The following is a 22,815-nucleotide window of genomic DNA, read 5'->3' on the forward strand; positions in this document are numbered from 1 at the left end:
GGTATTGACTCTTAAAGGGCGTGTGCTAGCTTAGGCAAAGCTAACCTATTTCCGACTCGAGGAGTCCTCATGAAACGATCCATTTTCCGCCGTCCGGCATTCGGCGTTGCCGCAGTCATGGCGGCCGCCTCTCTGACTCTCGTCGGCTGCACCGCGGCGGACGACGGCAGCACCGGAACTTCGGAAACGTCGGCGGAAGCCGAAGCGGGGCAGACCGTCACCATCGAGGACAATGAAGGCAGCAAAGAAGTTCCGGTGAACCCGGCATCGGTCGTGGCGCTGGACAACCGCAGCTTCGAAATTCTGGACGAGTGGGGTGTGCAGCCAACCGCCGCGGCGCGTGCGCTGGTTCCGGAGACCATTCCGGGAATTGCGGATAACGAGGACATCGTCGACATCGGCAACCACCGCGAGCCGAACCTCGAGGCCATCGTGGCCGCTGAACCTCAGGTAATCATCTCGGGCCAGCGTTTTTCCCAGTACAATTCCGATATTGAGCAGCTAGTGCCCGACGCGACGCTGGTCGATCTCGAGCCGCGCGAAGGCGAGCCGCTGGACCAGGAGTTCATCCGCCAGGTAGAGGGGCTGGGTAAGATCTTCGGCCACGAGGAGGATGCGCAGAAGATGATCGACGACTTCAACGCGGCTCTCGAGCGGGCGCGCAACGCCTACAACAAGGACATGAAGGTCATGGCTGTCAATGTCTCCGGCGGAGAGATCGGCTACGTCGCACCGAAGGTGGGGCGCACGTGGGGCCCGCTGTTCGACATGCTCGGCTTGACTCCGGCGCTCGAGATTGAGGATGGCTCCGACGACCACCAGGGCGACGACATCTCGGTCGAGGCGATTGCCGAGGCGAACCCGGACTTCATGATGGTGCTCGACCGCGACGCCGGCGTCCGCACAGAAGACTCCGCGCCTGCCCAGAAGGTGCTCGATGACAGCCAGGCTCTCAAGAACGTCGCCGCGATCCAAAACGACGGCATCTACATCGCACCTGCGGACACCTACACCAACGAGTCGATCATCACCTACACCGAGATCCTCAATGGCCTCGCCGACAAGTGGGAAGCAGCTGCTTAGTGCCGTCCCGCTTATCGACGAATTGGGCTTTGCTGGCGGGTGTCGCCGTAGTCGCCGCACTCTTGGCGTTATCGCTGGCAGTGGGGCAGTACGACATTCGCGGCGGCGCCGACGGCGCCGAAATGTTCTGGACCACACGCGTGCCCCGCACTACCGCTCTCGTCCTTTCCGGAACAGCGATGGCGATGAGCGGAATGGTCATGCAGCTGCTCACCCAGAACCGCTTCGTCGAGCCCACCACGACCGGCACGACTGAGTGGGCCGGCCTCGGGCTGATGGCCGCTTTGTACTTCATCCCGGATTCGTCGTTGACCGTTCGTATGCTCGTTGCAGTGGCATTCGCTTTCGTGGGGACGCTAGTGTTCTTCGCTTTCTTGCGACGCGTGGCGTTGAAATCGTCGCTGGTCGTGCCCATCATCGGCATCATGCTGGGAGCTGTGGTCAGTTCAGTGTCGACCTTCTTCGCCATGCAGACCGACCTGCTCCAATCGCTCGGGGTCTGGTTCGCTGGTTCGTACACCTCCATCATCCGCGGCCAGTACGAAGTCCTGTGGATCGTCGCCGTTGTCGTGGTGGTCGTGTTCATCTTCGCTGACAGGCTCACTGTGGCAGGGCAAGGTAAAGACGTCGCCACCAATGTCGGGTTGAACTACGAGCGGGTCGTGCTGCTCGGCGTCGCGCTGGTGGCCGTCGCCTCCGGCGTGGTCACCGTTGTGGTGGGCATGCTGCCGTTCATCGGGCTGATCGTGCCGAACCTCGTGTCGATGTTCCGCGGCGACGACCTGCGCTCCAACTTGCCCTGGGTCTGCCTGGTCGGCATCGCAGTTGTCACCGTTTGCGACATCCTGGGCCGGACCATTATCGCGCCGTTCGAGATACCTGTCTCGGTCATTCTCGGCATCGTCGGTGCCGCAGTTTTCGTGATTCTCATCGTCAGGCAGGTGAAAGCGTGACAACAGAGACCACCTCCGCTCGAGTAAGGCACGTGGGGGCGTTCCAGTCGTCGACAAGCAAACGGCGCTACTGGATCATCCTGTCGTGCCTGGTGATCGCGGCCCTGCTGTGCTCGTGGGGCCTGCTCTCATACGGCAATCCGATGGATCCTTCGACGCGCGGCTACTGGCTCATCGCGCAACGGCGGGCCAACTCCATTCTGGTCATGGCCGTCGTGGCGTTATGCCAGGCGACGGCGACGGTCGCGTTCCACACCGTGACGGGCAACCGCATCATCACGCCGTCGATCATGGGATTCGAGGCGCTGTACGTGGCGGTCCACACCTCGACTGTCTACTTCTTCGGGGCGGTAGGGCTGACTAATGCCCGAAATCTCGAAATGTTCGTGATCCAGCTGGTGATCATGGTCGGCTTCTCCTTGTTGCTGTATTCGTGGTTGCTGACGGGAAGTAACAACATGCACGCGATGCTGCTCATTGGCGTGGTGATTGGCGGCGGTCTCGGGAGCTTGTCGACGTTCATGCAGCGCATGCTCACCCCAAGCGAATTTGACGTGCTCACAGCGCGCCTGTTCGGCTCGGTGAACAACGCCGACCCGGAATACTTCCCGGTGGCCATTCCGTTGGCGCTGGGAGCTGCGCTGTTGGTCTTCATTCATTCGCGCACGCTCAACGTCGTTGCTCTCGGGCGCGAACCCGCGATCAACCTCGGCGTGAATCACAAAGCGCACGCGATTTACGTGCTGGTTCTCATCTCCGTCCTCATGGCGGTCTCGACCGCGCTGGTGGGGCCAATGACTTTCCTCGGCTTCCTCGTGGCCACGCTCGCGTACCAATGCGCCGACACCTACGACCACCGCTACATCTTCCCGATGGCAGTACTCATCGGATTTGTGGTGCTGGCCAGCGCGTATTTTGTAATGAACCACATCTTCTACGCACAGGGAATCGTGTCGATCATCATTGAATTGGTGGGCGGCACAGTCTTCCTCGTCATGATCCTGAGAAAGGGGACGCTGTGATCAAACTCTCGTCGGTCCAGAAAGTCTACGGCCATGACGCCTCGATCGGTCCCATTGACCTAGAGATTCCCTCTGGGGGAATGACGGCGCTCATCGGCCCGAACGGCGCCGGCAAGTCGACCTTGCTGACCATCATCGGACGGCTCCTCGAAAAAGACTCCGGAACGGTGGCTGTAGGCGGGCGCGACATTTCGTCCATCAAGGGAAAAGATCTGGCCAAGGAACTGTCGATCCTGCGCCAAGAAAACAACTTCGTCACCAAACTCACCGTGCGCCAACTCGTCGGATTCGGACGATTCCCCTACAGCAAGGGTCGGCTGACCAGTGAGGACGAAGAGATCATTTCGCGCTACATCGACTTCCTCGGGCTCACCGAACTCGAAGGGCGTTATTTGGACCAGCTATCAGGCGGGCAACGGCAACGCGCGTACGTAGCGATGGTGCTCGCCCAAGAAACCGAGTACGTGCTTCTCGACGAACCCCTCAACAACCTCGACATTTCCCACTCGGTGGAGATGATGCGTCATTTGCACGACGCCGCACGCGATCTGGGTCGAACAGTGATCGTCGTTCTGCACGACATCAACTTCGCTGCCCGCTACGCAGATCACATCTGTGCGGTGAAAGAAGGGCAGATCGTGGCCTTCGGCACTCCTGAGCAGGTAATTCAATCGCAGCTTCTGACGGAGATCTTCGACACCGATATCGATGTGGTTGAGACATCGCGGGGGCCGGTTGCCGCGTACTTCTAAAACCGGGTTGCGCTGAAACGGCGCAGGTAGAAGCGCAATTGTCCAGCGAGTTTGCGTTTCATGAATCGATCGGGTTAATGTTCTATCTCGTCGCCGCGAGACGTTAAGGCCCGGTTAACGGGGCTGAACAGAAAGTGGCGGCGAGAAAAAATCGATATTGCGACAGAGTTGACATCGGATGTCAGCGCAAAGTAATGTCAATCAAGCCGCTAAGGGCGAGGATCGAAAGTTCCGAAGCCGAGCGTGCGTGTGTTGTGTGAGAACTCGATAGTGTGCCAATGATTTTGTTTGGTTGGTTTGTGTGACTGTGTTTGCATCGTTTTGTGGTGTGTGCTGGTCGGATGATGCCTGAACCATTGATGGGGTGTTGTTCGTCTGGTTGGTCGCATGACTGATTGGATTTTTGTTGTTGTCTTTTCTCCTCGTCGGAGGGGCAGCAACGTGTGATGAACCTTTTTGGTTTGTTTAGTAATTTTTGGATTGCCAGGCCATGCATTGTTTGTGTGTGGTGTGGTTTGTTTTGGTTGGGTTTTGGGCTTTTCACGGCTTAAGTAATCTTTTACTGATTGATGCTCGCTTTTTTGTGGGTGTTTTTGTGGAGAGTTTGATCCTGGCTCAGGATGAACGCTGGCGGCGTGCTTAACACATGCAAGTCGAACGGAAAGGCCTCTGCTTGCAGGGGTACTCGAGTGGCGAACGGGTGAGTAACACGTGGGTGATCTGCCCTGCACTTCGGGATAAGCCTGGGAAACTGGGTCTAATACCGGATAGGACGATGGTTTGGATGCCATTGTGGAAAGTTTTTTCGGTGTGGGATGAGCTCGCGGCCTATCAGCTTGTTGGTGGGGTAATGGCCTACCAAGGCGTCGACGGGTAGCCGGCCTGAGAGGGTGTACGGCCACATTGGGACTGAGATACGGCCCAGACTCCTACGGGAGGCAGCAGTGGGGAATATTGCACAATGGGCGCAAGCCTGATGCAGCGACGCCGCGTGGGGGATGACGGCCTTCGGGTTGTAAACTCCTTTCGTCAGGGACGAAGCGAAAGTGACGGTACCTGGATAAGAAGCACCGGCTAACTACGTGCCAGCAGCCGCGGTAATACGTAGGGTGCGAGCGTTGTCCGGAATTACTGGGCGTAAAGAGCTCGTAGGTGGTTTGTCGCGTCGTTTGTGGAATACCGCAGCTTAACTGCGGGGTTGCAGGCGATACGGGCATAACTTGAGTGCTGTAGGGGAGACTGGAATTCCTGGTGTAGCGGTGGAATGCGCAGATATCAGGAGGAACACCGATGGCGAAGGCAGGTCTCTGGGCAGTAACTGACGCTGAGGAGCGAAAGCATGGGTAGCGAACAGGATTAGATACCCTGGTAGTCCATGCCGTAAACGGTGGGCGCTAGGTGTGAGTCCCTTCCACGGGGTTCGTGCCGTAGCTAACGCATTAAGCGCCCCGCCTGGGGAGTACGGCCGCAAGGCTAAAACTCAAAGGAATTGACGGGGGCCCGCACAAGCGGCGGAGCATGTGGATTAATTCGATGCAACGCGAAGAACCTTACCTGGGCTTGACATACACCGGACCGGGCCAGAGATGGTCTTTCCCTTGTGGCTGGTGTACAGGTGGTGCATGGTTGTCGTCAGCTCGTGTCGTGAGATGTTGGGTTAAGTCCCGCAACGAGCGCAACCCTTGTCTTATGTTGCCAGCATTTGGTTGGGGACTCATGAGAGACTGCCGGGGTTAACTCGGAGGAAGGTGGGGATGACGTCAAATCATCATGCCCCTTATGTCCAGGGCTTCACACATGCTACAATGGTCGGTACAACGCGCAGCGATACTGTGAGGTGGAGCTAATCGCCTAAAGCCGGCCTTAGTTCGGATTGGGGTCTGCAACTCGACCCCATGAAGTCGGAGTCGCTAGTAATCGCAGATCAGCAACGCTGCGGTGAATACGTTCCCGGGCCTTGTACACACCGCCCGTCACGTCATGAAAGTTGGTAACACCCGAAGCCAGTGGCCCAAACGTGTTAGGGAGCTGTCGAAGGTGGGATCGGCGATTGGGACGAAGTCGTAACAAGGTAGCCGTACCGGAAGGTGCGGCTGGATCACCTCCTTTCTAAGGAGCTTTTTTGTGGCCCACAGTTGTGGGTGTTTGTTGGTTGAGTACACGATCGTGGTGCTGCCGACGTTTGTTTGTGAAATTCCAGGTGGACACGTACCACCCCGGCTTAAGGATGCTGGGTGGTGTGGGCACGGGGTGCATGAACCGGTAGGAACTGAACTTTTTCGACCTTTGTTGTGGTTGGTCATTGGTGCACTGTTGGGTGTCTGGGGCAGCACATGGTGCCTGCGCGCGTGTTTGTGTGTGGGTGGTTGTTCCTTTTGTGGCTCATTATTTGCTGGCTGGTCGTGTGGGCTGGTTGGTGGTGGTGGGTGTGGTGTGTGAGAACTGTATAGTGGACGCGAGCATCTTGTTTTTTGTTTGTGTGTGTTTTGTTTGTGTGTTGGGTTATTCGTGTGTGTTTGTTGTTTTAGGGCGCATGGTGGATGCCTTGGCATGCTGAGCCGATGAAGGACGTGTGAGACTGCGTTATGCCTCGGGGAGTTGTCAACAAAGCGTTGATCCGAGGGTGTCCGAATGGGGAAACCTGGCCGTGGTTATGTGCGGTTACCTGTCAGTGAATGCATAGCTGTTCAGGGGGTGACGCCGGGAAGTGAAACATCTCAGTACCGGTAGGAGAAGAAAATAAGAATGATTCTGCTAGTAGCGGCGAGCGAACGTGGATGAGGCTAAACCGTGTGCGTGTGATACCTGGCAGGGGTTGCGTGTGCGGTGTTGTGGGGTGTGGCTGGTCGTGTTCTGCCAGATACGTCCGCATGGTGTGTGTGTAAGCGGAAGTGGTCTGGGATGGCCTACCGGAGTTGGTGAGAGTCCTGTACGCGAATGCATGTGCATGTGTGGTGGCCATATTTTCCCCGAGTAGCAGCGGGCTCGTGGAATCTGCTGTGAATCTGCCGGGACCACCCGGTAAGCCTAAATACTCAGTGTGACCGATAGTGGATAAGTACCGTGAGGGAATGGTGAAAAGTACCCCGGGAGGGGAGTGAAAGAGTTCCTGAAACTGTGTGCCTACAATCCGTCAGAGCACCTCTTTGTGTGTGATGGCGTGCCTTTTGAAGAATGAGCCTGCGAGTCAGCGGCATGTCGCGAGGTTAACCCGTGTGGGGTAGTCGTAGCGAAAGCGAATGCTAATTGTGTGTTTAGTGGCATGTCCTGGACCCGAAGCGGGGTGATCTACCCATGGCCAGTGTGAAGCAGCTGTAAGAGGTTGTGGAGGCGCGAACCCACGTAGGTTGAAAACTGCGGGGATGAGCTGTGGGTAGGGGTGAAAGGCCAATCAAACTCCGTGATAGCTGGTTCTCCCCGAAATGCATTTAGGTGCAGCGTCGCGTAGGTGTGCCGGAGGTAGAGCTACTGGTTGGTTGAGCGGGACTATCATCTTAGCAATGTCAGCCAAACTCCGAATGCCGGCTTACATTTTTGCGTGGCAGTGAGACTGTGGGGGATAAGCTTCATAGTCGAGAGGGAAACAGCCCAGATCGCCGGTTAAGGCCCCTAAGGGTGTACTAAGTGGAAAAGGATGTGTAATCGCGAAGACAGCCAGGAGGTTGGCTTAGAAGCAGCCACCCTTGAAAGAGTGCGTAATAGCTCACTGGTCGAGTGGTTGCGCGCCGACAATTCAGTGGGGCTCAAGTACACCGCCGAAGCCGCGGCAGTAATTTTTTTACTGGGTAGGGGAGCGTCGCGTATGGGGTGAAGCATGATCGTAAGGGTGTGTGGACTGTACGCGAGTGAGAATGCAGGCATGAGTAACGAATGATACGTGAGAATCGTATCCGCCGAATGACTAAGGGTTCCTGGGTCAAGTTCGTCTTCCCAGGGTGAGTCGGGTCCTAAGGCGAGGCCGACAGGCGTAGTCGATGGTCAACGGGTTGATATTCCCGTACCCGTATACATGCGCCCAATGATGAACCGGTGATACTAACCACCCTGACCACCTGCCACGATGATCTTTGATCATCAGGTGGGTGTGATGCGTGGGGCCTGATCTGTAGTAGTCAAGTGATGGGGTGACACAGTGTGGTAGCTACGCCACTTAGTGGATTGTGGTGCAAGCGTGCGGCACGGCACCTAGTGAAATGCGGGTGCCATATGTGTGAGGCGTGATGCGTAACCCCAACGGGGTGATGGTAGTGATCCTGTGCTGTCGAGAAAAGCCTCTAGCGATGTGTGTGTACGGCCCGTACCCGAAACCGACACAGGTAGTCAAGTAGAACATACTCAGGCGGTCGGGTGAACTGTGGTTAAGGAACTCGGCAAATTGCCCCCGTAACTTCGGGAGAAGGGGGGCCACAACCGGTGATCCAAACATGCGTTGGTGAGCTGGTTGGGGTCGCAGAAAAGAGAGGGAAGCGACTGTTTATCAAAAACACAGGTCCGTGCGAAGACGGTTAAGTTGATGTATACGGACTGACGCCTGCCCGGTGCTGGAAGGTTAAGAGGACCTGTTAGACCCTGTGGGGTCGAAGCGGAGAATTTAAGCCCCAGTAAACGGCGGTGGTAACTATAACCATCCTAAGGTAGCGAAATTCCTTGTCGGGTAAGTTCCGACCTGCACGAATGGCGTAACGACTTCCCTGCTGTCTCAACCACAGGCCCGGTGAAATTGCACTACGAGTAAAGATGCTCGTTTCGCGCGGCAGGACGAAAAGACCCCGGGACCTTCACTATAGCTTGGTATTGGTGTTTACTACGGTTTGTGTAGCATAGGTGGGAGACTATGAAGCGCTCACGCTAGTGGGTGTGGAGTCGTCACGTGAAATACCACTCTGACCGTAGTGGATGTCTCAACCTTGGCCCATGATCTGGGTTGGGGACAGTGCCTGGTGGGTAGTTTAACTGGGGCGGTTGCCTCCCAAAGAGTAACGGAGGCGCCCAAAGGTTCCCTCAGCCTGGTTGGCAATCAGGTGTTTAGAGTGTAAGTGCACAAGGGAGCTTGACTGCGAGACCAACACGTCGAGCAGGGACGAAAGTCGGGACTAGTGATCCGGCACCTACTTGTGGATGTGGTGTCGCTCAACGGATAAAAGGTACCCCGGGGATAACAGGCTGATCTTCCCCAAGAGTCCATATCGACGGGATGGTTTGGCACCTCGATGTCGGCTCGTCGCATCCTGGGGCTGGAGTAGGTCCCAAGGGTTGGGCTGTTCGCCCATTAAAGCGGCACGCGAGCTGGGTTCAGAACGTCGTGAGACAGTTCGGTCTCTATCCGCCGCGCGCGCAGAAACTTGAGAAAGGCTGTCCCCAGTACGAGAGGACCGGGACGGACGTACCTCTGGTGTGCCAGTTGTTCCGCCAGGAGCACCGCTGGTTGGCTACGTACGGAAGGGATAACCGCTGAAAGCATCTAAGCGGGAAGCCTGTTTCAAGATGAGGTTTCATAGGTTCCCAGAAGACTACTGGGTTGATAGGCCAGATCTGGAAGCACCGTGATGTGCGAAGGTGACTGGTACTAATACACCAACCAACAAACCATGTTTCAACACCCCAACACGCGGGCGAAACACCAAAAACGCAGACAACAACTTCTGCCGCGTCCACTATGCAGTATCTGACACACCACACCAACCCATGGTGTGGCCACACAGATACATAACTCCATAACCCGCAACACCACGTTGCGACCATGACAGACCCTTATAGGTGTGTCGGTGGTTGATAGCGGTGGGGAAACGCCCGGACCCATTCCGAACCCGGAAGCTAAGCCCACCCGCGCTGATGGTACTGCACTCGGGAGGGTGTGGGAGAGTAAGTTACCGCCGACCAAAAACTTCATTTCACGCGGCGTTCTTCGAGGAATAGACTCCTCAAAGGGCGTCGCTTTTTCGTATTTACTGACTTCAGGAGTTGAATCCAGATGACCGTTTTATCCGGACTGCTGCTATTCGCCATGGGCATCATGGCCGGCATTATCAACTCCGCCGTCGGCTCTGGTTCTCTTCTGACTCTGCCCGTCCTATTGGCGATCGGCGTGCCGCCTGGGGTCGCGGTGCGTACCAACACTATCGGCATGATGTTCGCGTCGTTCGGTTCCGCGTGGGGCTTTAGGAACGAGACGAAGAAGGAATTGCCGTACCTCGGTCCCCTGATCGTCGCGACCATCGTGGGCGCCGCGGCCGGTTCCTTGCTGCTCCTGTTCACGCCGTCTTCGGCTTTGGACTGGGTCATTCCGATTCTGATTGTCGTTGCGCTGCTCCTGGTTATCTTCCAGCAGCGTTTTGTCAAGGCTTTTTCCAAGAACCAGGCGGTCTTGGAGGAGGAGAGCGAGGGGACCGTGGGGGAACCGTACAAGCGCCCCGGGCTGGTCGGTGCTATGGGGCTCGCGTCGATGTATGGAGGCTTCTTCACCGCAGCGCAGGGCGTTCTCTACATGGCGATCATGGGTGTCGGCACCGGTCATCCGTTCAAGGACGTTAATCCAGTCAAGAACTTCCTTTCGATGATCGTGAACACGGTCGCCGCGCTGGTTTACCTGATCGCTTTCCTGTTCTTCGGCGCCGAGGTGCTCTGGGTCGGAGTGCTCATCCTGGCGGCCGGTGGCCTTATCGGTGGCCTCGTGGGCTCCCGCATTGCCAAGCGTCTGTCCAATAAGTTCCTCAAGGGCCTCATTGTCGTCGTGGCTCTGTACGCGCTCGTGCGCCAGTTCGTGTAGTACATCCAGCATGGAAGAAGGCCTGTCCCGCACGGGGACAGGCCTTCTGTTTCTCTAAGGGCAGTGACTTACTTCTTCACGATGCCGTAGGAGTTGTAGAGCTCGACTTCACGCTCTTCGCCCTCGTGGAGGTCGCCCTTGACCTTGTAGAAATCGATCTTGAAGGTCTCGTCGGTGACGGTGTATACCGCGAAGCACTGGACCGTGGACTGACGGTAGTTCTCGTGCTTGTGCTCGAACTTCGGGGAATCCTGCGGCTGTTCAGCCACATCGTAGAGGCCGTTCCAGATCTCGACGTCTTCCTCAGTCATCCAGTCCAGCTTCGGGCGGACCTTGTGGACGTGGTCGACGCCCTTCTTGTAGATCGCGTCGTACGCCTTGGTGCCCGAGGTGTTCGGGATGATGTAGGTGACGCCCTCCGGGTTGACGTGGTGCTCAACGCCGTCGATGTCTTCCTTTTCAGTCTCCTCGACCTCGCCGTAGGAGAAGTTGTCCGGGGTGTAGACGAGGGACTTGGTGCGGGTCAGGTTGTGGTCGTGGCCTTGGAGCACAACGTCAACGCCGAGCTCGTCGGCGATCTTGACGAACTCTTCACGGGTGACCTGGACATCCTCGTCCTGCAGTGCGTGGTAGGACGCGGAGTAAACCGGCTTGTGGTAGGTCAGCACGATCCATTTGGCACCGGCCTCGCGGGCTGCGGAGATGTCCTGCTTGGCCCACTCCATCTGCTTCTTGCCGATGGCGCCGCCGTCCGGGTTGTCGTCGGACTCCTTGTTGTCGTTGGTGTTCAGGACAACGAAGTGGACACCGGAGTGGTCGTAGGAGTAGTAGGAGCCGCCGTCGATGGCGTCGTCGGTGACCGGAGCGTTGGTGTGCTCGTTGAAGGCGGTGAGATCTTTGTCGTCTTCCCACAGGAGGTTGTACTCGTCGTGGTTGCCGGAAGTGTAGGCATGCGGCAGGTTCATGTTCGCCTTGCGGGACATGTTGAGGTTGTCGACCCACTCGTCCTCGACCGCCGCGGTCTCGACGAAGTCGCCGGTGTGGACAGCGAAGGTGGCGTCAGGCGCGACCTCCATCGCCTTCTCCAGCGTGTTAGCGCCGTAGGCCGCCTCGTTGTTCACATTCGCGTTCCAGTACGCGTTCTGGGTATCGGTGTAGTGGATGAACTGCACCTCGTCCTTGTTCGGATCGGAGGTGGTGAAGGTGCCGGTCTCGGAGAAGCCCTCGGATTCGGAGCCGACCTGGAAGTAGTACTTCTTGCCCGGTTCGAGGCCGGTGGCCTTGCTCTTGTTGGAGTTCTCCTTCACATCCTGCAGCTCGAGGAAGCCGAGCTTCGGGCCCTCGGAGGTCCACTTGGTGTTCTCGCGGGTGATCTGCTCGTCGGTGAAGTAGCCCTTGAGCTCTTCCGGCTTGCCTTCATCGTTGAGGATGAACTTTCCGTCCTCGTCGGTGGTGGCGGAGGCGTAGATGTAGTAACCGTCCTTGTCGCGCTCCGCGTAGCGGCTGGTGACCTCGGTGGTCTCTGCCGGGAATTCCATCGCGCCGGACATGTCTTCCTGGTCGGAGACACGCAACATCGAGTCGTCGAGGTCGTCCTTCGTGTACCAGTTGAACGCCATCTCGGTGGACGGATCCTCCGTGATGTTCATGGCGATGCGGTCCGGCTCGTTGTCGACCTCGACCTCGGCGACCTCAGGCTTGTCGTCCTGGAGCTCGATCAAGTCGAGGCCGTTCTTCTCGCCGTAGACCGGGTCGACTTCCTGCGCCTCGGTCTCGGTGTTCGTCACTGTCTCGGCGTCGGTGTTGGTCTCGGATGCGTTCTCGTTATTCGGCGAGCACGCAGCCAGGACGACCGTCGTACCGGTCAGTACGGCGAGCAGCTTGAAAGATGTGGATTTGGATTGCACGGTGAAAACCCTTCGGCAGTGTTTGAATACTGTCGTTATCCACCGTGCCTGCAGAAAGTGAACCGGTAGTTTCGGATTTTTAACTTGAAAGTGAACTTAAGTCCGGGGTGTCAAGGTTTATTTAAGGGGGAGGAGGTTCATGCGGGTGGCTTTGACGTCGTCAAGCTTGGCCCGTGCTTTGTCGAGCTTGTTCCATTGCTCCTGCGGGATTGCGGCGCGCGCTTGCTTGACGACGTCGCGGTCAGGCGTGGCCCATGCGATCGGCATCGGGGTGACCTCTTGCCAATGGTCCTTATCGCGCGTGGTGCGGCGGCCGCCGACTGCGACTGACGGCACCTTGGTGCCCACCTTCGGCTCGTCGATGCCGGGGATGGAAGAGACCGTGCGTAAGGCCGCTCCGTACTTCGGCGGGATGGTCTCGTCGACGTTGATGTTGACTAGCGCCATGAGCATTACATCGCGCGGATTGACCTCGGCGATGACGGCCGGGACGAGAGGGTAGCGGTCGTAAAGCTCCTGCGCGCCGCCGACGGAGCGCGGAACCATCAGGCCGACGATGAGCATGACGATGCCGAAGGGCACGAGCCCGATCACGCCGAACCAGCCCCACGCGGAGTTATCGGGGGTGAGCGTCCACAGCAACACGGCCGCGACGACGCAGATCACGAACAGGCTGATGCCGGAAATAGTCACCTTGCGGGTGTCGCGCAGCATTTCGTTGTGCTTTTTGGCGAAGTCTTCGTCGACGTCGAAGTGAAAGCGATTCATAAGCTCCCAGTTTAGAGGTCGGCCGCGTCTACCAACCGGTAGGCGTAACCCTGTTCAGCCAGGAAGCGCTGGCGGTGCATCGCGTATTCGGCATCGAGCGTGTCGCGTGCGACGACGGTGTAGAACAGCGCTTCCGCACCATCGGCTTTCGGGCGCAGCAGCCGTCCGAGGCGTTGGGCTTCTTCCTGGCGTGAGCCGAATGTGCCAGAGACCTGGATGCCGACGGCGGCTTCCGGCAGGTCGATGGAGAAATTTGCCACCTTCGACACAACGAGAGTCTGGATCTCACCGTTCCGGAACGCGTCGAAGGTGGTTTCGCGTTTCTTGGTGGAGGTTTTGCCGTCGATAAGCGGGGCACTAGTGCGCGCAGCGATGTCTTCGAGCTGCTCGATGAAGGCGCCGATGATCAACGTTTGCTGCCCAGAATGTTGGGCAAGAAGCTTATCGACGACAGCCAGCTTCCCCTCGCTGCACGCCGCGATGCGGTAACGCTCCCGGGTCTCAGCGGTGGCGTACATCATGCGCTCGTCCTCGGTGAGCGTGGTGCGGACTTCGACGCACTCGGCGGTGGCGATGTAGCCGGCCATTTCGAGCTCTTTCCACGGGGCGTCGTAACGCTTTGGGCCGATCAGGGAAAAGACATCGTCTTCGCGGTGGTCCTCGCGCACGAGTGTCGCGGTCAGGCCCAGTCGGCGGCGCGACTGGAGATCCGCGGCCATGCGGAAGACCGGGGCGGGAAGAAGGTGGACCTCGTCGTAGATGATCAGGCCCCAGTCGCGGGAATCAAAGAGCTCGAGCGCCTTGTACTCGCCCTTCGTCTTGCGGGTGACCACCTGGTACGTGGCGATGGTCACGGGGCGGATCTCTTTACGCTCGCCGGAATACTCGCCGATTTCCTCGGGGGTCAGGGTCGTGCGGCGCAGCAGCTCATCGCGCCACTGGCGGCCCGCGACGGTGTTGGTCACCAGGATGAGCGTGGTGGTTTGCGCCTGGGCCATGGAGGCCGCGCCGACGATGGTCTTACCGGCGCCGCAGGGCAGCACCACCACGCCGGAACCGCCCTCCCAGAATGACTCGGTGGCGTATTGCTGGTAGTCGCGCAGCTCCCATCTGTCCGCTCCGTCCAATCCGGCGGTGAGCCGGATTGGGTGGGATTCGCCGTCTACGTAGCCGGCGCGGTCGTCGACAGGCCAGCCGAGCTTGGTCAGCTCCTGCTTGATCCGGCCGCGTTCGGAGGGGTGGACGGGAGCGGTGGTGTCGTCGATAAGCTTGCCCACCATGGGCTGGATCTTCTTGTTCCGGGTGATCTCGGTGAGGATCGCGGCGTCGTCCGCCTCAAGAATGAGCCCGTGCGCGGGGTGCTTGAGGAGGCGCACGCGGCCGTAGCGCGCCATGGTCTCGGCGACGTCGATGAGCAGGGCCTGCGGGACGGGGAAGCGGGAGTAGCGCTCGAGGACATCGACGGCCTGCTCGGCATCGAAGCCTGCGGCTCGTGCATTCCACAGCGCCAGGGGAGTGATGCGGTAGGTGTGCACGTGCTCCGGCGCGCGCTCGAGCTCCGCGTACGGCGCCAACGCCGCGCGCGCCGCCCCTGCTTCGGGGTGTGCGACATCGAGGAGGACAGTCTTGTCGGACTGAACAATGAGCGGGCCGTCACCTAAAGGCATACGGGACATTATGCCTGCCTGGTACTGGCGTAGTGCTGGCAGGGTTAGGGGTCCCCGGCGGTAGACACGGAGCGGATACCTAAAATTGGTACTATTGGCGCATGGCAAAGAACACGTCCGTAACCCTTGGGTCGCACTATGAGAAATTCATTGCTCAGATGGTGGAAAGTGGGCGCTACGCAACCTCCAGTGAGGTGATTCGCGCTGGCCTCCGCATGATTGAAGACTACGAGCAGCGGCTAGAGGTCCTGCGTCGTGAAATCCAGAAGGGGGAGGAGTCTGGTCTCGCAGAGGACTTTGATTTCAATGAGTTCATAGAAAGAATGAAGCGCGGCAATGACATACCGGCTTAAGGAACAAGCCGTTGAGGACCTGCGGGGAATCTGGTCCTATTCCGAAACTCAATGGGGGCCCGCACAAGCGGAGCGCTATTTGCGAACTTTGGAAAGGCAATTTGCCTGGATTGCCGATCAGCCGACTTCGGGGAAGCTAGTGCCGGGGATTTCTGGGTATCGTCAACGGGCCGCAGGCAGTCACATGATCATCTATCGTCTCGATGGTCGAGGCGTGATTGTGGTTCGCGTGCTCCATCAAAAAATGGACCCGTCCCGTCACCTCTAAGGTGCGCGGAATGGGTCCGGACAGGGAGGCTAACCCCGCAGTGCCTGCGACCACTTGGTGGTTTGGCCGTTGTTGAGGATGGTGCGGCGGTAGATGCGCGCTGCGACCCAGACGACAGCCACGGTGGCAACTGCGGCGAGGGCGAGGGATCCCGCGAGCTGGAGGGCGGTGAAGTCGCCGGCCGCATACGACAGGGGAGCAGCGAAGATGGACACCGGCGGGATCCAGCTGGCCACCTGCATCCAAGTGGCGCCGGTGGCCATCCAGCCGAATGCCGGGATGTAGGCGCTGACGATGATCAGCAGCAGGACTGGCATCTGCGTGGACTGGAGGTCTTCAGTGCGCTGGACCATCGCGCCGGCAGCGGCGTAGAGGCCGGCAAAGAAGAGCATGGCCAGCAGGTAGGACACGAGCATGATGGGCAGGATGGACCAGTCGATGCTGATATCTTCCAGCAGGCCAGTGACCTGCAGGGCGGTGAATCCAGCGCCGAGCAAGATCGCGGTGGAGATGAAGCCGAAGACGAGGTTGCCCAGGATCTTGCCCGCGAGGAAGTCGAGCGGGCGCACTGTGGACAGGACGAGCTCGACGACGCGGGAGGACTTCTCCTCAGTCACGCGGCTGCCCACCTGCGCGGCGAAGGTGATCACCATGAACACGATGAGCATGAGTAAGATGAATGCGGTGAGCAGGCGTGCGAAGTCCTGTTCGGAAGCAGTATCGTCTTTGCCTTCGTCGATATTGGCAATGTCCACAGATTCGACGTTGATCTCTGGGGAGGCGGACTGGAAGTCGGCGGGTGATATGCCCAGCTGTTCCAGCGCGGCGGTTTGTGAATAGGACTCGGCGAGGGCATCCACGGTGGTCATCACGGAAGTGTCGGGAAGACCGTCGGAGATGACCTGCCAGGTGTCGTTTTCAGCGACGAGCGCGGCATCGACATCACCGTCGCGCACGAGGTTCTCGGCTTCCGCGCGGTCGGCCGCTTCGCGCGCCTCAAGGCCGGAACCCTCGAGCGTCTGCTTATCGACGTTGACTACCGCCACCGGCGTGGCTTTGTCCTCTGGGTCCTTGTTCGTTTGCCAGGACGCGAAACCGACGGCTGCGAGAATGGCCACGAGCATGATGACCAGGGTGATGATCACAGATTTCTTGCTGAACAGAATCTAGATTTCGCGCTTAGCGGTGGTGAGGATGGTGTGGAGTGGGGAATAAGTATTCTGGTTCATTTACTTCACGACCTCCTTGAACAGGTCTGTCAGGTCGGGGACGACACGGCTGAATTCGTGGACCTCGCCGGCGGCGAGGGCGGCGTGCAGGATGCGCTGGTCGTCGGCGGCGGAATCGGTTTCGAGGGTGACGTGGGTGGGGGAATCGTCGATAAGCGTTGTGCCCTCCGGGAACCACCCGCGGGCCACGGTGCCGACCTTGTAGCGGACGGGTCCGTGTGTGCGCAGCTCGTCGACGGTGCCTTCGGCGACCATGCGTCCGCGGGTGACAATGCCGACGCGGTCGCAGAGGCGCTGGACCAGGTCGAGCTGGTGGGAGGAGAAAACGACGGGGACACCGTTGCGGGCGCGGTCGGTGAGCATGGTGCTCATGACGTCCACAGCGACGGGGTCGAGACCGGAGAACGGCTCGTCGAGGATGAGAATGTCCGGGTCGTGGATCAAGCTGGCGGCGAGCTGGACGCGCTGCTGGTTGCCCAGCGAAAGATCGTCGAGCTTGTCATTCACACGCTCGCCGAGGCCGAGTTCTCCGAGCAGTTCCGCGCCGCGCTTCTTCGCAGCGGCGCCGTCCACGCCGTGGAGCTTGGCCAGGAAGACGAGCTGATCGAGGATCTTCTCCTTGCCGTACAGGCCGCGCTCTTCCGGCATGTAGCCGATGCGGCGGCGCGTCGCGTCGTCAAGCGGGGTGCCGTCGAGGAGGACCTCGCCGGAATCGGCCTCGAGCACGCCAAGCGCGATGCGCATGGTGGTGGACTTGCCGGCGCCGTTTGAGCCGACGAAGCCGTAGAGCTCCCCGTCGCCGACGGTGAAGTTCATACCGTCGAGTGCCTGCGTCTCGCCGAAGCGTTTATGCAGGTCTCTGATTTCAAGAGTGGTCATTTTCAGTCCTCCTTGCGGTTGAAGGTGATGGCGTAGCCGATCATGGGAAGGGTGGCCACGAATAGGTAGGTGAAGATCATGTACAGCCCGGCCGCGATTAGCACGGTGACATCCACTGTGTCCCCGGCAAAGAATGCGTAGACGCAGAAACCGAATCCTCCCGCTGGATTGAGCGCTGAGAAGATCCGGAAGGCACGATTGCGCCACGTCGCAAAAATCTCGCGTTCGTATTCATCGAGCTCTGCTTCCGGGAGACGGTCCTTGCTGTCGTTTGCTCCACGGATGATGGTCCAGGCCACCGCGGAAACGAGCATCGCTGCGGTGTAACAGACCACGAACACATTTGTATCCAAGCTTGTGGCCAGCAACGCAATGAAGAGGAGCACCGCTGCGGTCAGGCCAGTGAAATACGTCGCGACCAGAACACGTGTTGCTTTCTGGTTGCGTACCCGTTCCGCGCCGGGAAAGGTCGGTGTTTGCGTCATCGGTTGTACAGCTCCTTCGACATTGGGGCGAATTCAGTACGGGAGAACACAGCCTCAACGGGAAGGTCGAAGACCTCGCAGACGCGGAAAGCGAGGTCGAGGCTGGGGGAGTGGTCGCCGCGCTCCAAAGCGCCGATGGTCTGCGGGTTCACGTCGATGAGCGCTGCGAGTTGGTTGCGCGACATGTCGCGCTCCGTCCTCAAGACGCGAACCCGATTGAAAATCGGACTCTTCGGTTGTTTTCGTGCTGCCACACAAACAAGTGTTGTATAAACACAACAATCTGTCAATGAAGTGGACGGAAAAAGTTCGGCGAACCCGATGGGGATAGCATGAGACTATGACTGCAACAATCACGTCCCCCGCCGCGCATCTGGTCCGCGAATTAGGTTCCGACCAGACGATTTCCACCCGTCAGATCGACCGGATCAAGTACGCACACGACGCGTCGCACTTCCTCTACACCCCGCAGATGGTGGCGGAGGCGCGTAATGCGAACGATGTCGCCGCGGCCTTCCGTGCGTCGATCTCCTCCGGAACTCCGGTCGTGCTGCGTGCGGGCGGCACGTCGCTGTCCGGGCAGGCCGGGGGAGGGGGCATGCTTATCGACGTCCGCAAGCATTTCCGCGGTGTCGAGGTTCTCGATTCCGGTAAACGCGTGCGGGTGCAGCCCGGCTCGACGGTGCGGCAGGTCAACGCCCACCTCGCGCCATACGGCCGCAAGATTGGGCCGGACCCGGCATCCGAGGGCGCGGCGACGATGGGCGGCGTGATTTCCAATAACTCCTCCGGCATGGCCTGCGGGACGCAGTTCAACACGTACAACACCATCGAATCGATGACGTTCGTGCTTCCGTCCGGCACCGTCATCAACACGGCGCACAAGGACGCGGAGGCGCAGTTCGCGAGGGAGGAGGCGGAGCTCGTCGCAAAGCTTGAGCAGCTGAAGCGGCGCGTGCGTGACAATCAGGAATCCGTGGACACCATCGAGCGCCACTTCGCGCTGAAGAACACGATGGGCTACAGCCTCAACGCGTTTTTGGACTACGAGTCGCCCCTGGACATCTTCATGCACCTGCTGGTCGCGTCCGAGGGCACGCTCGCGTTCATCGCGGAAGCGGTGCTGCGCACGGTGGAGGTGCCGAGGCTGAAGACCACCACCATCGCCGTAATCCTCGTACCGGCGCTTACCGGTTTCGCTACAAAAATACGAGGGGGTAATGGTGGGGACTTCTTCTCCCGTCGATGCTTGGGCATACGCGTCTCATGCCACTAGTCGAAGGCCCTGCGGCTATTTCTCACGCAGCGTCAGAGGTAATTCGCGTCGGACACCTTCGGCTCCAATATCTCCTTCATCTCGCGACTCATCGTTGATTCTTCTCACCTATTGTCGAACGGACACGACAAAGTCGCGCATCGTCTTCGCCCCATCGTCGCCGACGCTCTCGGTGAGCGAATCGATGGTGACGTGACCGAGGCTCTCCCGCCACTCTTTTTCCGCATTCAGCATCGCCTTGCGGATACCGCATTTCCCGCGGGCCTTGATTTTCTCCGCCTCGGGTTCAAAGATTCCGCGGCATCGTACGTTCTCGCAGTTAAACAGAGGCGCATCTCCTTGGATGGCGTTGAGGACATCGAGCAATGTGATGTCAATCGCCGACTTCGAAAGTCGGTAACCGCCTCGTTGCCCAGCGGCTGACGCTACGACCCCCTGCTTGACGAGGAGCTGGAGTTGCTTGGTGAGGTACTCCTCTGAGATGTCGAACATTTCGGACAATGCGCGACGTGGCACCGGGCCGACGTCATCGCACACGGCAAGAGCGACGAGGCAGTGGGCCATCCATTCGGCACCGCGGGGTAACTTCATGGGTCCACCTTATCTACCTGGACTCAGGTACGTCACGTCTAGGCACCCACCACCGGATGCTTCCTGGCCGAGTCCCGGAAACCCCAGTAGAGGTGCAGTGGTTCGCTGGCCGGGGCGACCAGCTGCTTGAGCGCGCGGATCATCACCGGGCCCTGCCTGCCGCGATGGTCACCAGCCGTTCAGCGAGATACCGCATGGCCTCATGGTTCTCCTCGGGCACTGAGGCCTGCTGCGCACCGGAGACGCTGGAGACTCCGTAGGGGTTGCCATTGAGCGGCTTCTGCTGTGCCTCTCCGGCCGCCCCGGCGGGCACGATGATCGCCCCCCAGTGGTAGAAGATGTTGTTGAACGCGAGGATCGTGGACTCCTGGCCGCCGTGGTTGGAGGCGGTCGACGCGAACGTGGCCATGAACTTATCCGCCAGGACGCCCTGCTGGTGGAGGGGCAGCGTCTGGTCGATGAAGTGCTTCAGCGGACCAGACATTGATCCGTACCGGCCAGGCGTGCCCCACAGGACCGCCTCGGCGGAGGCGAGATGATCCAGCGCCCGCGCGTGCGCCTGAGCAGTGACCTCGGCATCGTCGAGTTCCGGCAGGGCGTCCACCGTTACCGAGTGGCCGAGTGCTTCGAGGTGGTCCTTGGCTGTACCGGCGAGAGCAGCGACGTTGCCGGTGGAGCTGTGAAAGATGATCGCGACCTGCATGTCAGGTCTCCTTTCTCTCGTGGTTAGAGGCTGGTGCCCATGGAGGCGTCGATGACCTGCCCGGTGATCGCCTGGGAGGTGTCCTGGGCGAGCAGACTGACGACCTCGGCCATGTCCTCGGGGCGGGCGAGCTTCTTCACCGCACTGCCGTCACGGGTCGCGTCGGCCGCGTCCTGGTTGCCACGCAGCCAACCTGCGTTGATGTCGGTGTCGACGACTCCAGGGGCGACCACGTTGACGGTGATGCCGCGGGCGCCGAGCTCGGCGGCCATGGTGCGGGCCAGGTACTCCAAGGCGATCTTGCTCATCCCGTACCCGGTCAGGGCAGGGAACGAGTACCGGGTCAGTGCCGAGCCGGTGAAGATGTACTTCCCACCCGACGCGGTCACGAGGTCGACTAGTCCTGCGGCGAGTTCGTAGGGGGCGACGGTGTTGGTCTGGAACAGGTCGCGGAGCGCATCGGCACTCAGCTCCTGGAAGTTCCCGAACGGGGCGATACCGGCGTTGAGGAACGCCAGGTCGATCGTCTTGCCGGCCAGGGTCTCGCGCACCTGGCCCAGCAGTGCCTGGACGGCCTCGGGGTCCCCGAAGTCCGCCTGCACGGTCGTGACCGTGGTGCCGTGCTCGCGAGCAGATGCCTGCAGGTCGGTGAAGTCGGCATCGGCGGAGCGGTGGTGGGCGATGATGTCGTAGCCGAGCTGCGTCAGTCGGATGGCGCTGGCCTTGCCGATCCCGCGGCTTGCTCCTGTCACGAAGGCTGTCTTGGCTGCCATGTGGTCCTCTCCTCAGTTGGGTCTCTTCGCGTGGCAAGGGGAGCTCGCCCCGCATACCCAGCCTAGACAACGTGGACGTAGTATGTCCAGGAACGCCACGTTAGGTACGATTGAGCAATGGGCACGGTCCCGATCGCGTTGCGGACGCGAGGGCAGCACGGTCGCAGCCGCCGCCGACCGTGCTGGTAGTTGCGCCGTCGAGAACTCAACGAGGAGGACAACATGGTGGGCAACCCAGTCAGATACGACTTGGCGAGTAGCGTCCGAGATGCGCTGGCCTTTCATGCGCGTACGAGCCGAGAGCGCATCGTCACTTTCAACAATGCGAACAAGTACTCGGCCTGCGATGGTGTCAACCACGATGACGAAGCGCTGCCGGAGATCTTTGAACTCATGTGGCAGCTCAACCGCGACGGGCTCGCCGATGACTCACTTGGATCCGCTACGCACGCGTCCGGCTCCTCGCGTGACTCCCTTGCAAAGCTGACGTTCACGCTTAGAGGAGCCCCTAATGTCGATTCCCGTACCCCTGACTCTCACTACCGCTGGTTCAGGCACGTGGGCAATGGGAGGCCACTACAAGCGCCGGCCTAAGGGCTTCAACAGACCCTGGACCCGCTGGGACGACACGAGCGAAAGTGACCCCGGCGAAGCATCTTGCGGTACTATCCCGCATCCTCTAGCGGACCTCCAGCACGAGGCCTTCGTTGCGTCGCCAGCCATCACCTCGGGAGGACCAGAGGCCTCCGGAGGATCTGCGTTCGCACCGACATCAGCTAGGCTCATGCGCCTTGCAGGCTACGCTGCCAAGGCGCATCCGGTAGACTGAGCGTGCGAACAACAGGTATCCCCCTTGAGCTTCATTGGCTCGTCGAGGATCAGGATGTCTGGGTCGTGAATCAGCGACGCGGCGAGCTGGACGCGCTGCTGGTTGCCCAGCGAGAGATCGTCGAGTTTGTCGTTCAGCCGCTCACCGAGGCCGAGCTGGTCGAGCAGCTCAGTGTCGCGCTGCTTGGCGGAGGCACCGTCGACGCCGTGCAGCTTGGCCAGGAAGACCAGCTGGTCCAAGATCTTTTCCTTGCCGTACAGGCCGCGCTCCTCGGGCATGTAGCCGATGCGGCGGCGGGAGTCGTCGTCAAGCGGGAGCCCGTCGAGAAGCACCTCGCCCGAATCGGCGGCGAGCACACCGAGCGCGATGCGCATCGTGGTGGACTTGCCGGCGCCGTTGGAGCCGACGAAGCCGTACATCTCGCCGTCGTGGACGGTGAAATTCATGCCGTCGAGGGCTTGGACGTCGCCGAAGCGCTTGTTCAGGTCGCGGATTTCGATTGTTGTCACGC

Annotated in this window: 19 protein-coding genes, 3 rRNA genes and 1 pseudogene; 12 read left to right on the forward strand and 11 right to left on the reverse strand. The window is 59.7% G+C overall.

The window, feature by feature from the left end:
- Positions 1-69 precede the first annotated feature (69 nt).
- From CAPP_RS02925 to CAPP_RS02960, 8 genes are all read left to right on the forward strand, one after another.
- Entirely contained in the window at positions 70-1,083 is a 1,014-nt protein-coding gene (locus CAPP_RS02925; RefSeq protein ID WP_076599958.1) for a siderophore ABC transporter substrate-binding protein, read from the forward strand.
- On the forward strand, positions 1,083-2,036 hold the full coding sequence (locus CAPP_RS02930; RefSeq protein WP_076599959.1) for an ABC transporter permease: 954 nt from the start codon (positions 1,083-1,085) through the stop codon (positions 2,034-2,036). Before CAPP_RS02925 ends, CAPP_RS02930 begins: the two co-directional genes overlap by 1 nt.
- Positions 2,033-3,058, forward strand: a complete 1,026-nt coding sequence (locus tag CAPP_RS02935) for an iron chelate uptake ABC transporter family permease subunit (RefSeq protein WP_076599960.1) — start codon at positions 2,033-2,035, stop codon at positions 3,056-3,058. Before CAPP_RS02930 ends, CAPP_RS02935 begins: the two co-directional genes overlap by 4 nt.
- A complete protein-coding gene (locus tag CAPP_RS02940; RefSeq protein ID WP_076599961.1) occupies positions 3,055-3,810 on the forward strand; it encodes an iron ABC transporter ATP-binding protein in 756 nt (251 codons plus the stop codon). The genes CAPP_RS02935 and CAPP_RS02940 overlap by 4 nt, the downstream gene beginning before the upstream one ends.
- A gap of 592 nt (positions 3,811-4,402) precedes the next feature.
- Positions 4,403-5,919: ribosomal RNA gene (locus tag CAPP_RS02945) — 16S ribosomal RNA — on the forward strand.
- 404 nt (positions 5,920-6,323) lie between these two features.
- Positions 6,324-9,400 (forward strand): 23S ribosomal RNA (locus tag CAPP_RS02950).
- Positions 9,401-9,571: 171 nt separating this feature from the next.
- A 5S ribosomal RNA gene (rrf, locus tag CAPP_RS02955) occupies positions 9,572-9,689 on the forward strand.
- The 16S, 23S and 5S rRNA genes sit together here, the layout of an rRNA operon.
- A gap of 92 nt (positions 9,690-9,781) precedes the next feature.
- Positions 9,782-10,576: a sulfite exporter TauE/SafE family protein gene (locus CAPP_RS02960; protein ID WP_084560664.1), complete on the forward strand. Its 795-nt coding sequence runs from the start codon at positions 9,782-9,784 to the stop codon at positions 10,574-10,576.
- Between the two features lie 68 nt (positions 10,577-10,644).
- Here CAPP_RS02960 and CAPP_RS02965 read toward each other — a convergent pair whose 3' ends face one another.
- The 3 genes from CAPP_RS02965 to CAPP_RS02975 form a co-directional block, all read right to left on the reverse strand.
- A complete protein-coding gene (locus CAPP_RS02965; protein WP_076599776.1) occupies positions 10,645-12,483 on the reverse strand; it encodes a purple acid phosphatase family protein in 1,839 nt (612 codons plus the stop codon).
- 117 nt (positions 12,484-12,600) lie between these two features.
- The gene (locus CAPP_RS02970) at positions 12,601-13,251 is read right to left on the reverse strand and encodes a DUF3239 domain-containing protein (protein WP_076599775.1); all 651 of its coding nucleotides are present in this window, start codon (positions 13,249-13,251) and stop codon (positions 12,601-12,603) included.
- Positions 13,252-13,262: 11 nt separating this feature from the next.
- Positions 13,263-14,918, reverse strand: a complete 1,656-nt coding sequence (locus CAPP_RS02975; protein ID WP_076599774.1) for a DNA repair helicase XPB — start codon at positions 14,916-14,918, stop codon at positions 13,263-13,265.
- A 101-nt stretch (positions 14,919-15,019) separates the two neighbouring features.
- On the opposite strand from CAPP_RS02975, the gene CAPP_RS02980 reads away from it, so the two are divergent.
- Positions 15,020-15,271, forward strand: coding sequence for a type II toxin-antitoxin system ParD family antitoxin (locus CAPP_RS02980; RefSeq protein WP_076599773.1), 252 nt, complete (start codon positions 15,020-15,022; stop codon positions 15,269-15,271).
- A complete protein-coding gene (locus CAPP_RS02985; protein ID WP_076599772.1) occupies positions 15,255-15,539 on the forward strand; it encodes a type II toxin-antitoxin system RelE/ParE family toxin in 285 nt (94 codons plus the stop codon). The genes CAPP_RS02980 and CAPP_RS02985 overlap by 17 nt, the downstream gene beginning before the upstream one ends.
- 29 nt (positions 15,540-15,568) lie before the next feature.
- Here CAPP_RS02985 and CAPP_RS02990 read toward each other — a convergent pair whose 3' ends face one another.
- The 4 genes from CAPP_RS02990 to CAPP_RS03005 all read right to left on the reverse strand — a co-directional run bounded on the left by CAPP_RS02990 (position 15,569) and on the right by CAPP_RS03005 (position 18,386).
- Positions 15,569-16,684, reverse strand: coding sequence for an ABC transporter permease (locus CAPP_RS02990; protein ID WP_290173215.1), 1,116 nt, complete (start codon positions 16,682-16,684; stop codon positions 15,569-15,571).
- Positions 16,685-16,768: 84 nt separating this feature from the next.
- Entirely contained in the window at positions 16,769-17,647 is an 879-nt protein-coding gene (locus tag CAPP_RS02995) for an ABC transporter ATP-binding protein (RefSeq protein ID WP_076599770.1), read from the reverse strand.
- A gap of 2 nt (positions 17,648-17,649) precedes the next feature.
- A complete protein-coding gene (locus tag CAPP_RS03000) occupies positions 17,650-18,132 on the reverse strand; it encodes a hypothetical protein (RefSeq protein ID WP_076599769.1) in 483 nt (160 codons plus the stop codon).
- Positions 18,129-18,386 (reverse strand): helix-turn-helix transcriptional regulator, encoded by a 258-nt coding sequence (locus tag CAPP_RS03005; RefSeq protein WP_076599768.1) that lies wholly within the window; start codon positions 18,384-18,386, stop codon positions 18,129-18,131. The genes CAPP_RS03000 and CAPP_RS03005 overlap by 4 nt, the downstream gene beginning before the upstream one ends.
- Before the next feature lie 86 nt (positions 18,387-18,472).
- Between CAPP_RS03005 and CAPP_RS03010 the strand changes: the two genes are divergently transcribed.
- Positions 18,473-19,408: an FAD-binding oxidoreductase gene (locus CAPP_RS03010; RefSeq protein WP_076599767.1), complete on the forward strand. Its 936-nt coding sequence runs from the start codon at positions 18,473-18,475 to the stop codon at positions 19,406-19,408.
- A 108-nt stretch (positions 19,409-19,516) separates the two neighbouring features.
- On the opposite strand, the gene CAPP_RS03015 is transcribed toward CAPP_RS03010, so the two are convergent.
- From CAPP_RS03015 to CAPP_RS03025, 3 genes are all read right to left on the reverse strand, one after another.
- Positions 19,517-19,999, reverse strand: coding sequence for an RrF2 family transcriptional regulator (locus CAPP_RS03015; RefSeq protein WP_076599766.1), 483 nt, complete (start codon positions 19,997-19,999; stop codon positions 19,517-19,519).
- A gap of 142 nt (positions 20,000-20,141) precedes the next feature.
- The gene (locus tag CAPP_RS03020) at positions 20,142-20,702 is read right to left on the reverse strand and encodes a flavodoxin family protein (protein WP_076599765.1); all 561 of its coding nucleotides are present in this window, start codon (positions 20,700-20,702) and stop codon (positions 20,142-20,144) included.
- A gap of 23 nt (positions 20,703-20,725) precedes the next feature.
- Positions 20,726-21,475: an SDR family NAD(P)-dependent oxidoreductase gene (locus CAPP_RS03025; RefSeq protein WP_076599764.1), complete on the reverse strand. Its 750-nt coding sequence runs from the start codon at positions 21,473-21,475 to the stop codon at positions 20,726-20,728.
- 222 nt (positions 21,476-21,697) lie between these two features.
- Here CAPP_RS03025 and CAPP_RS03030 point away from each other — a divergent pair, with 222 nt between their 5' ends.
- The gene (locus tag CAPP_RS03030; protein WP_076599763.1) at positions 21,698-22,069 is read left to right on the forward strand and encodes a hypothetical protein; all 372 of its coding nucleotides are present in this window, start codon (positions 21,698-21,700) and stop codon (positions 22,067-22,069) included.
- A gap of 270 nt (positions 22,070-22,339) precedes the next feature.
- Here the strand turns inward: CAPP_RS03030 and CAPP_RS03035 are convergent.
- A pseudogene (locus tag CAPP_RS03035) lies at positions 22,340-22,813 on the reverse strand (ABC transporter ATP-binding protein); the annotation flags it as partial.
- Positions 22,814-22,815 lie beyond the last annotated feature (2 nt).

This window comes from Corynebacterium appendicis CIP 107643, assembly GCF_030408415.1.
GTDB lineage: Bacteria > Actinomycetota > Actinomycetes > Mycobacteriales > Mycobacteriaceae > Corynebacterium > Corynebacterium appendicis.

Coding starts and splice junctions, on each gene's coding strand:
- CAPP_RS02925 (WP_076599958.1), top strand. CDS start 70: ATGAAACGATCCATTTTCCGCCGTCCGGCATTCGGCGTTGCCGCAGTC.
- CAPP_RS02960 (WP_084560664.1), top strand. CDS start 9,782: ATGACCGTTTTATCCGGACTGCTGCTATTCGCCATGGGCATCATGGCC.
- CAPP_RS02970 (WP_076599775.1), bottom strand. CDS start 13,251: ATGAATCGCTTTCACTTCGACGTCGACGAAGACTTCGCCAAAAAGCAC.
- CAPP_RS02975 (WP_076599774.1), bottom strand. CDS start 14,918: ATGCCTTTAGGTGACGGCCCGCTCATTGTTCAGTCCGACAAGACTGTC.
- CAPP_RS02980 (WP_076599773.1), top strand. CDS start 15,020: ATGGCAAAGAACACGTCCGTAACCCTTGGGTCGCACTATGAGAAATTC.
- CAPP_RS02985 (WP_076599772.1), top strand. CDS start 15,255: ATGACATACCGGCTTAAGGAACAAGCCGTTGAGGACCTGCGGGGAATC.
- CAPP_RS02995 (WP_076599770.1), bottom strand. CDS start 17,647: ATGACCACTCTTGAAATCAGAGACCTGCATAAACGCTTCGGCGAGACG.
- CAPP_RS03000 (WP_076599769.1), bottom strand. CDS start 18,132: ATGACGCAAACACCGACCTTTCCCGGCGCGGAACGGGTACGCAACCAG.
- CAPP_RS03010 (WP_076599767.1), top strand. CDS start 18,473: ATGACTGCAACAATCACGTCCCCCGCCGCGCATCTGGTCCGCGAATTA.
- CAPP_RS03015 (WP_076599766.1), bottom strand. CDS start 19,999: ATGAAGTTACCCCGCGGTGCCGAATGGATGGCCCACTGCCTCGTCGCT.
- CAPP_RS03020 (WP_076599765.1), bottom strand. CDS start 20,702: ATGCAGGTCGCGATCATCTTTCACAGCTCCACCGGCAACGTCGCTGCT.
- CAPP_RS03025 (WP_076599764.1), bottom strand. CDS start 21,475: ATGGCAGCCAAGACAGCCTTCGTGACAGGAGCAAGCCGCGGGATCGGC.
- CAPP_RS03030 (WP_076599763.1), top strand. CDS start 21,698: ATGGTGGGCAACCCAGTCAGATACGACTTGGCGAGTAGCGTCCGAGAT.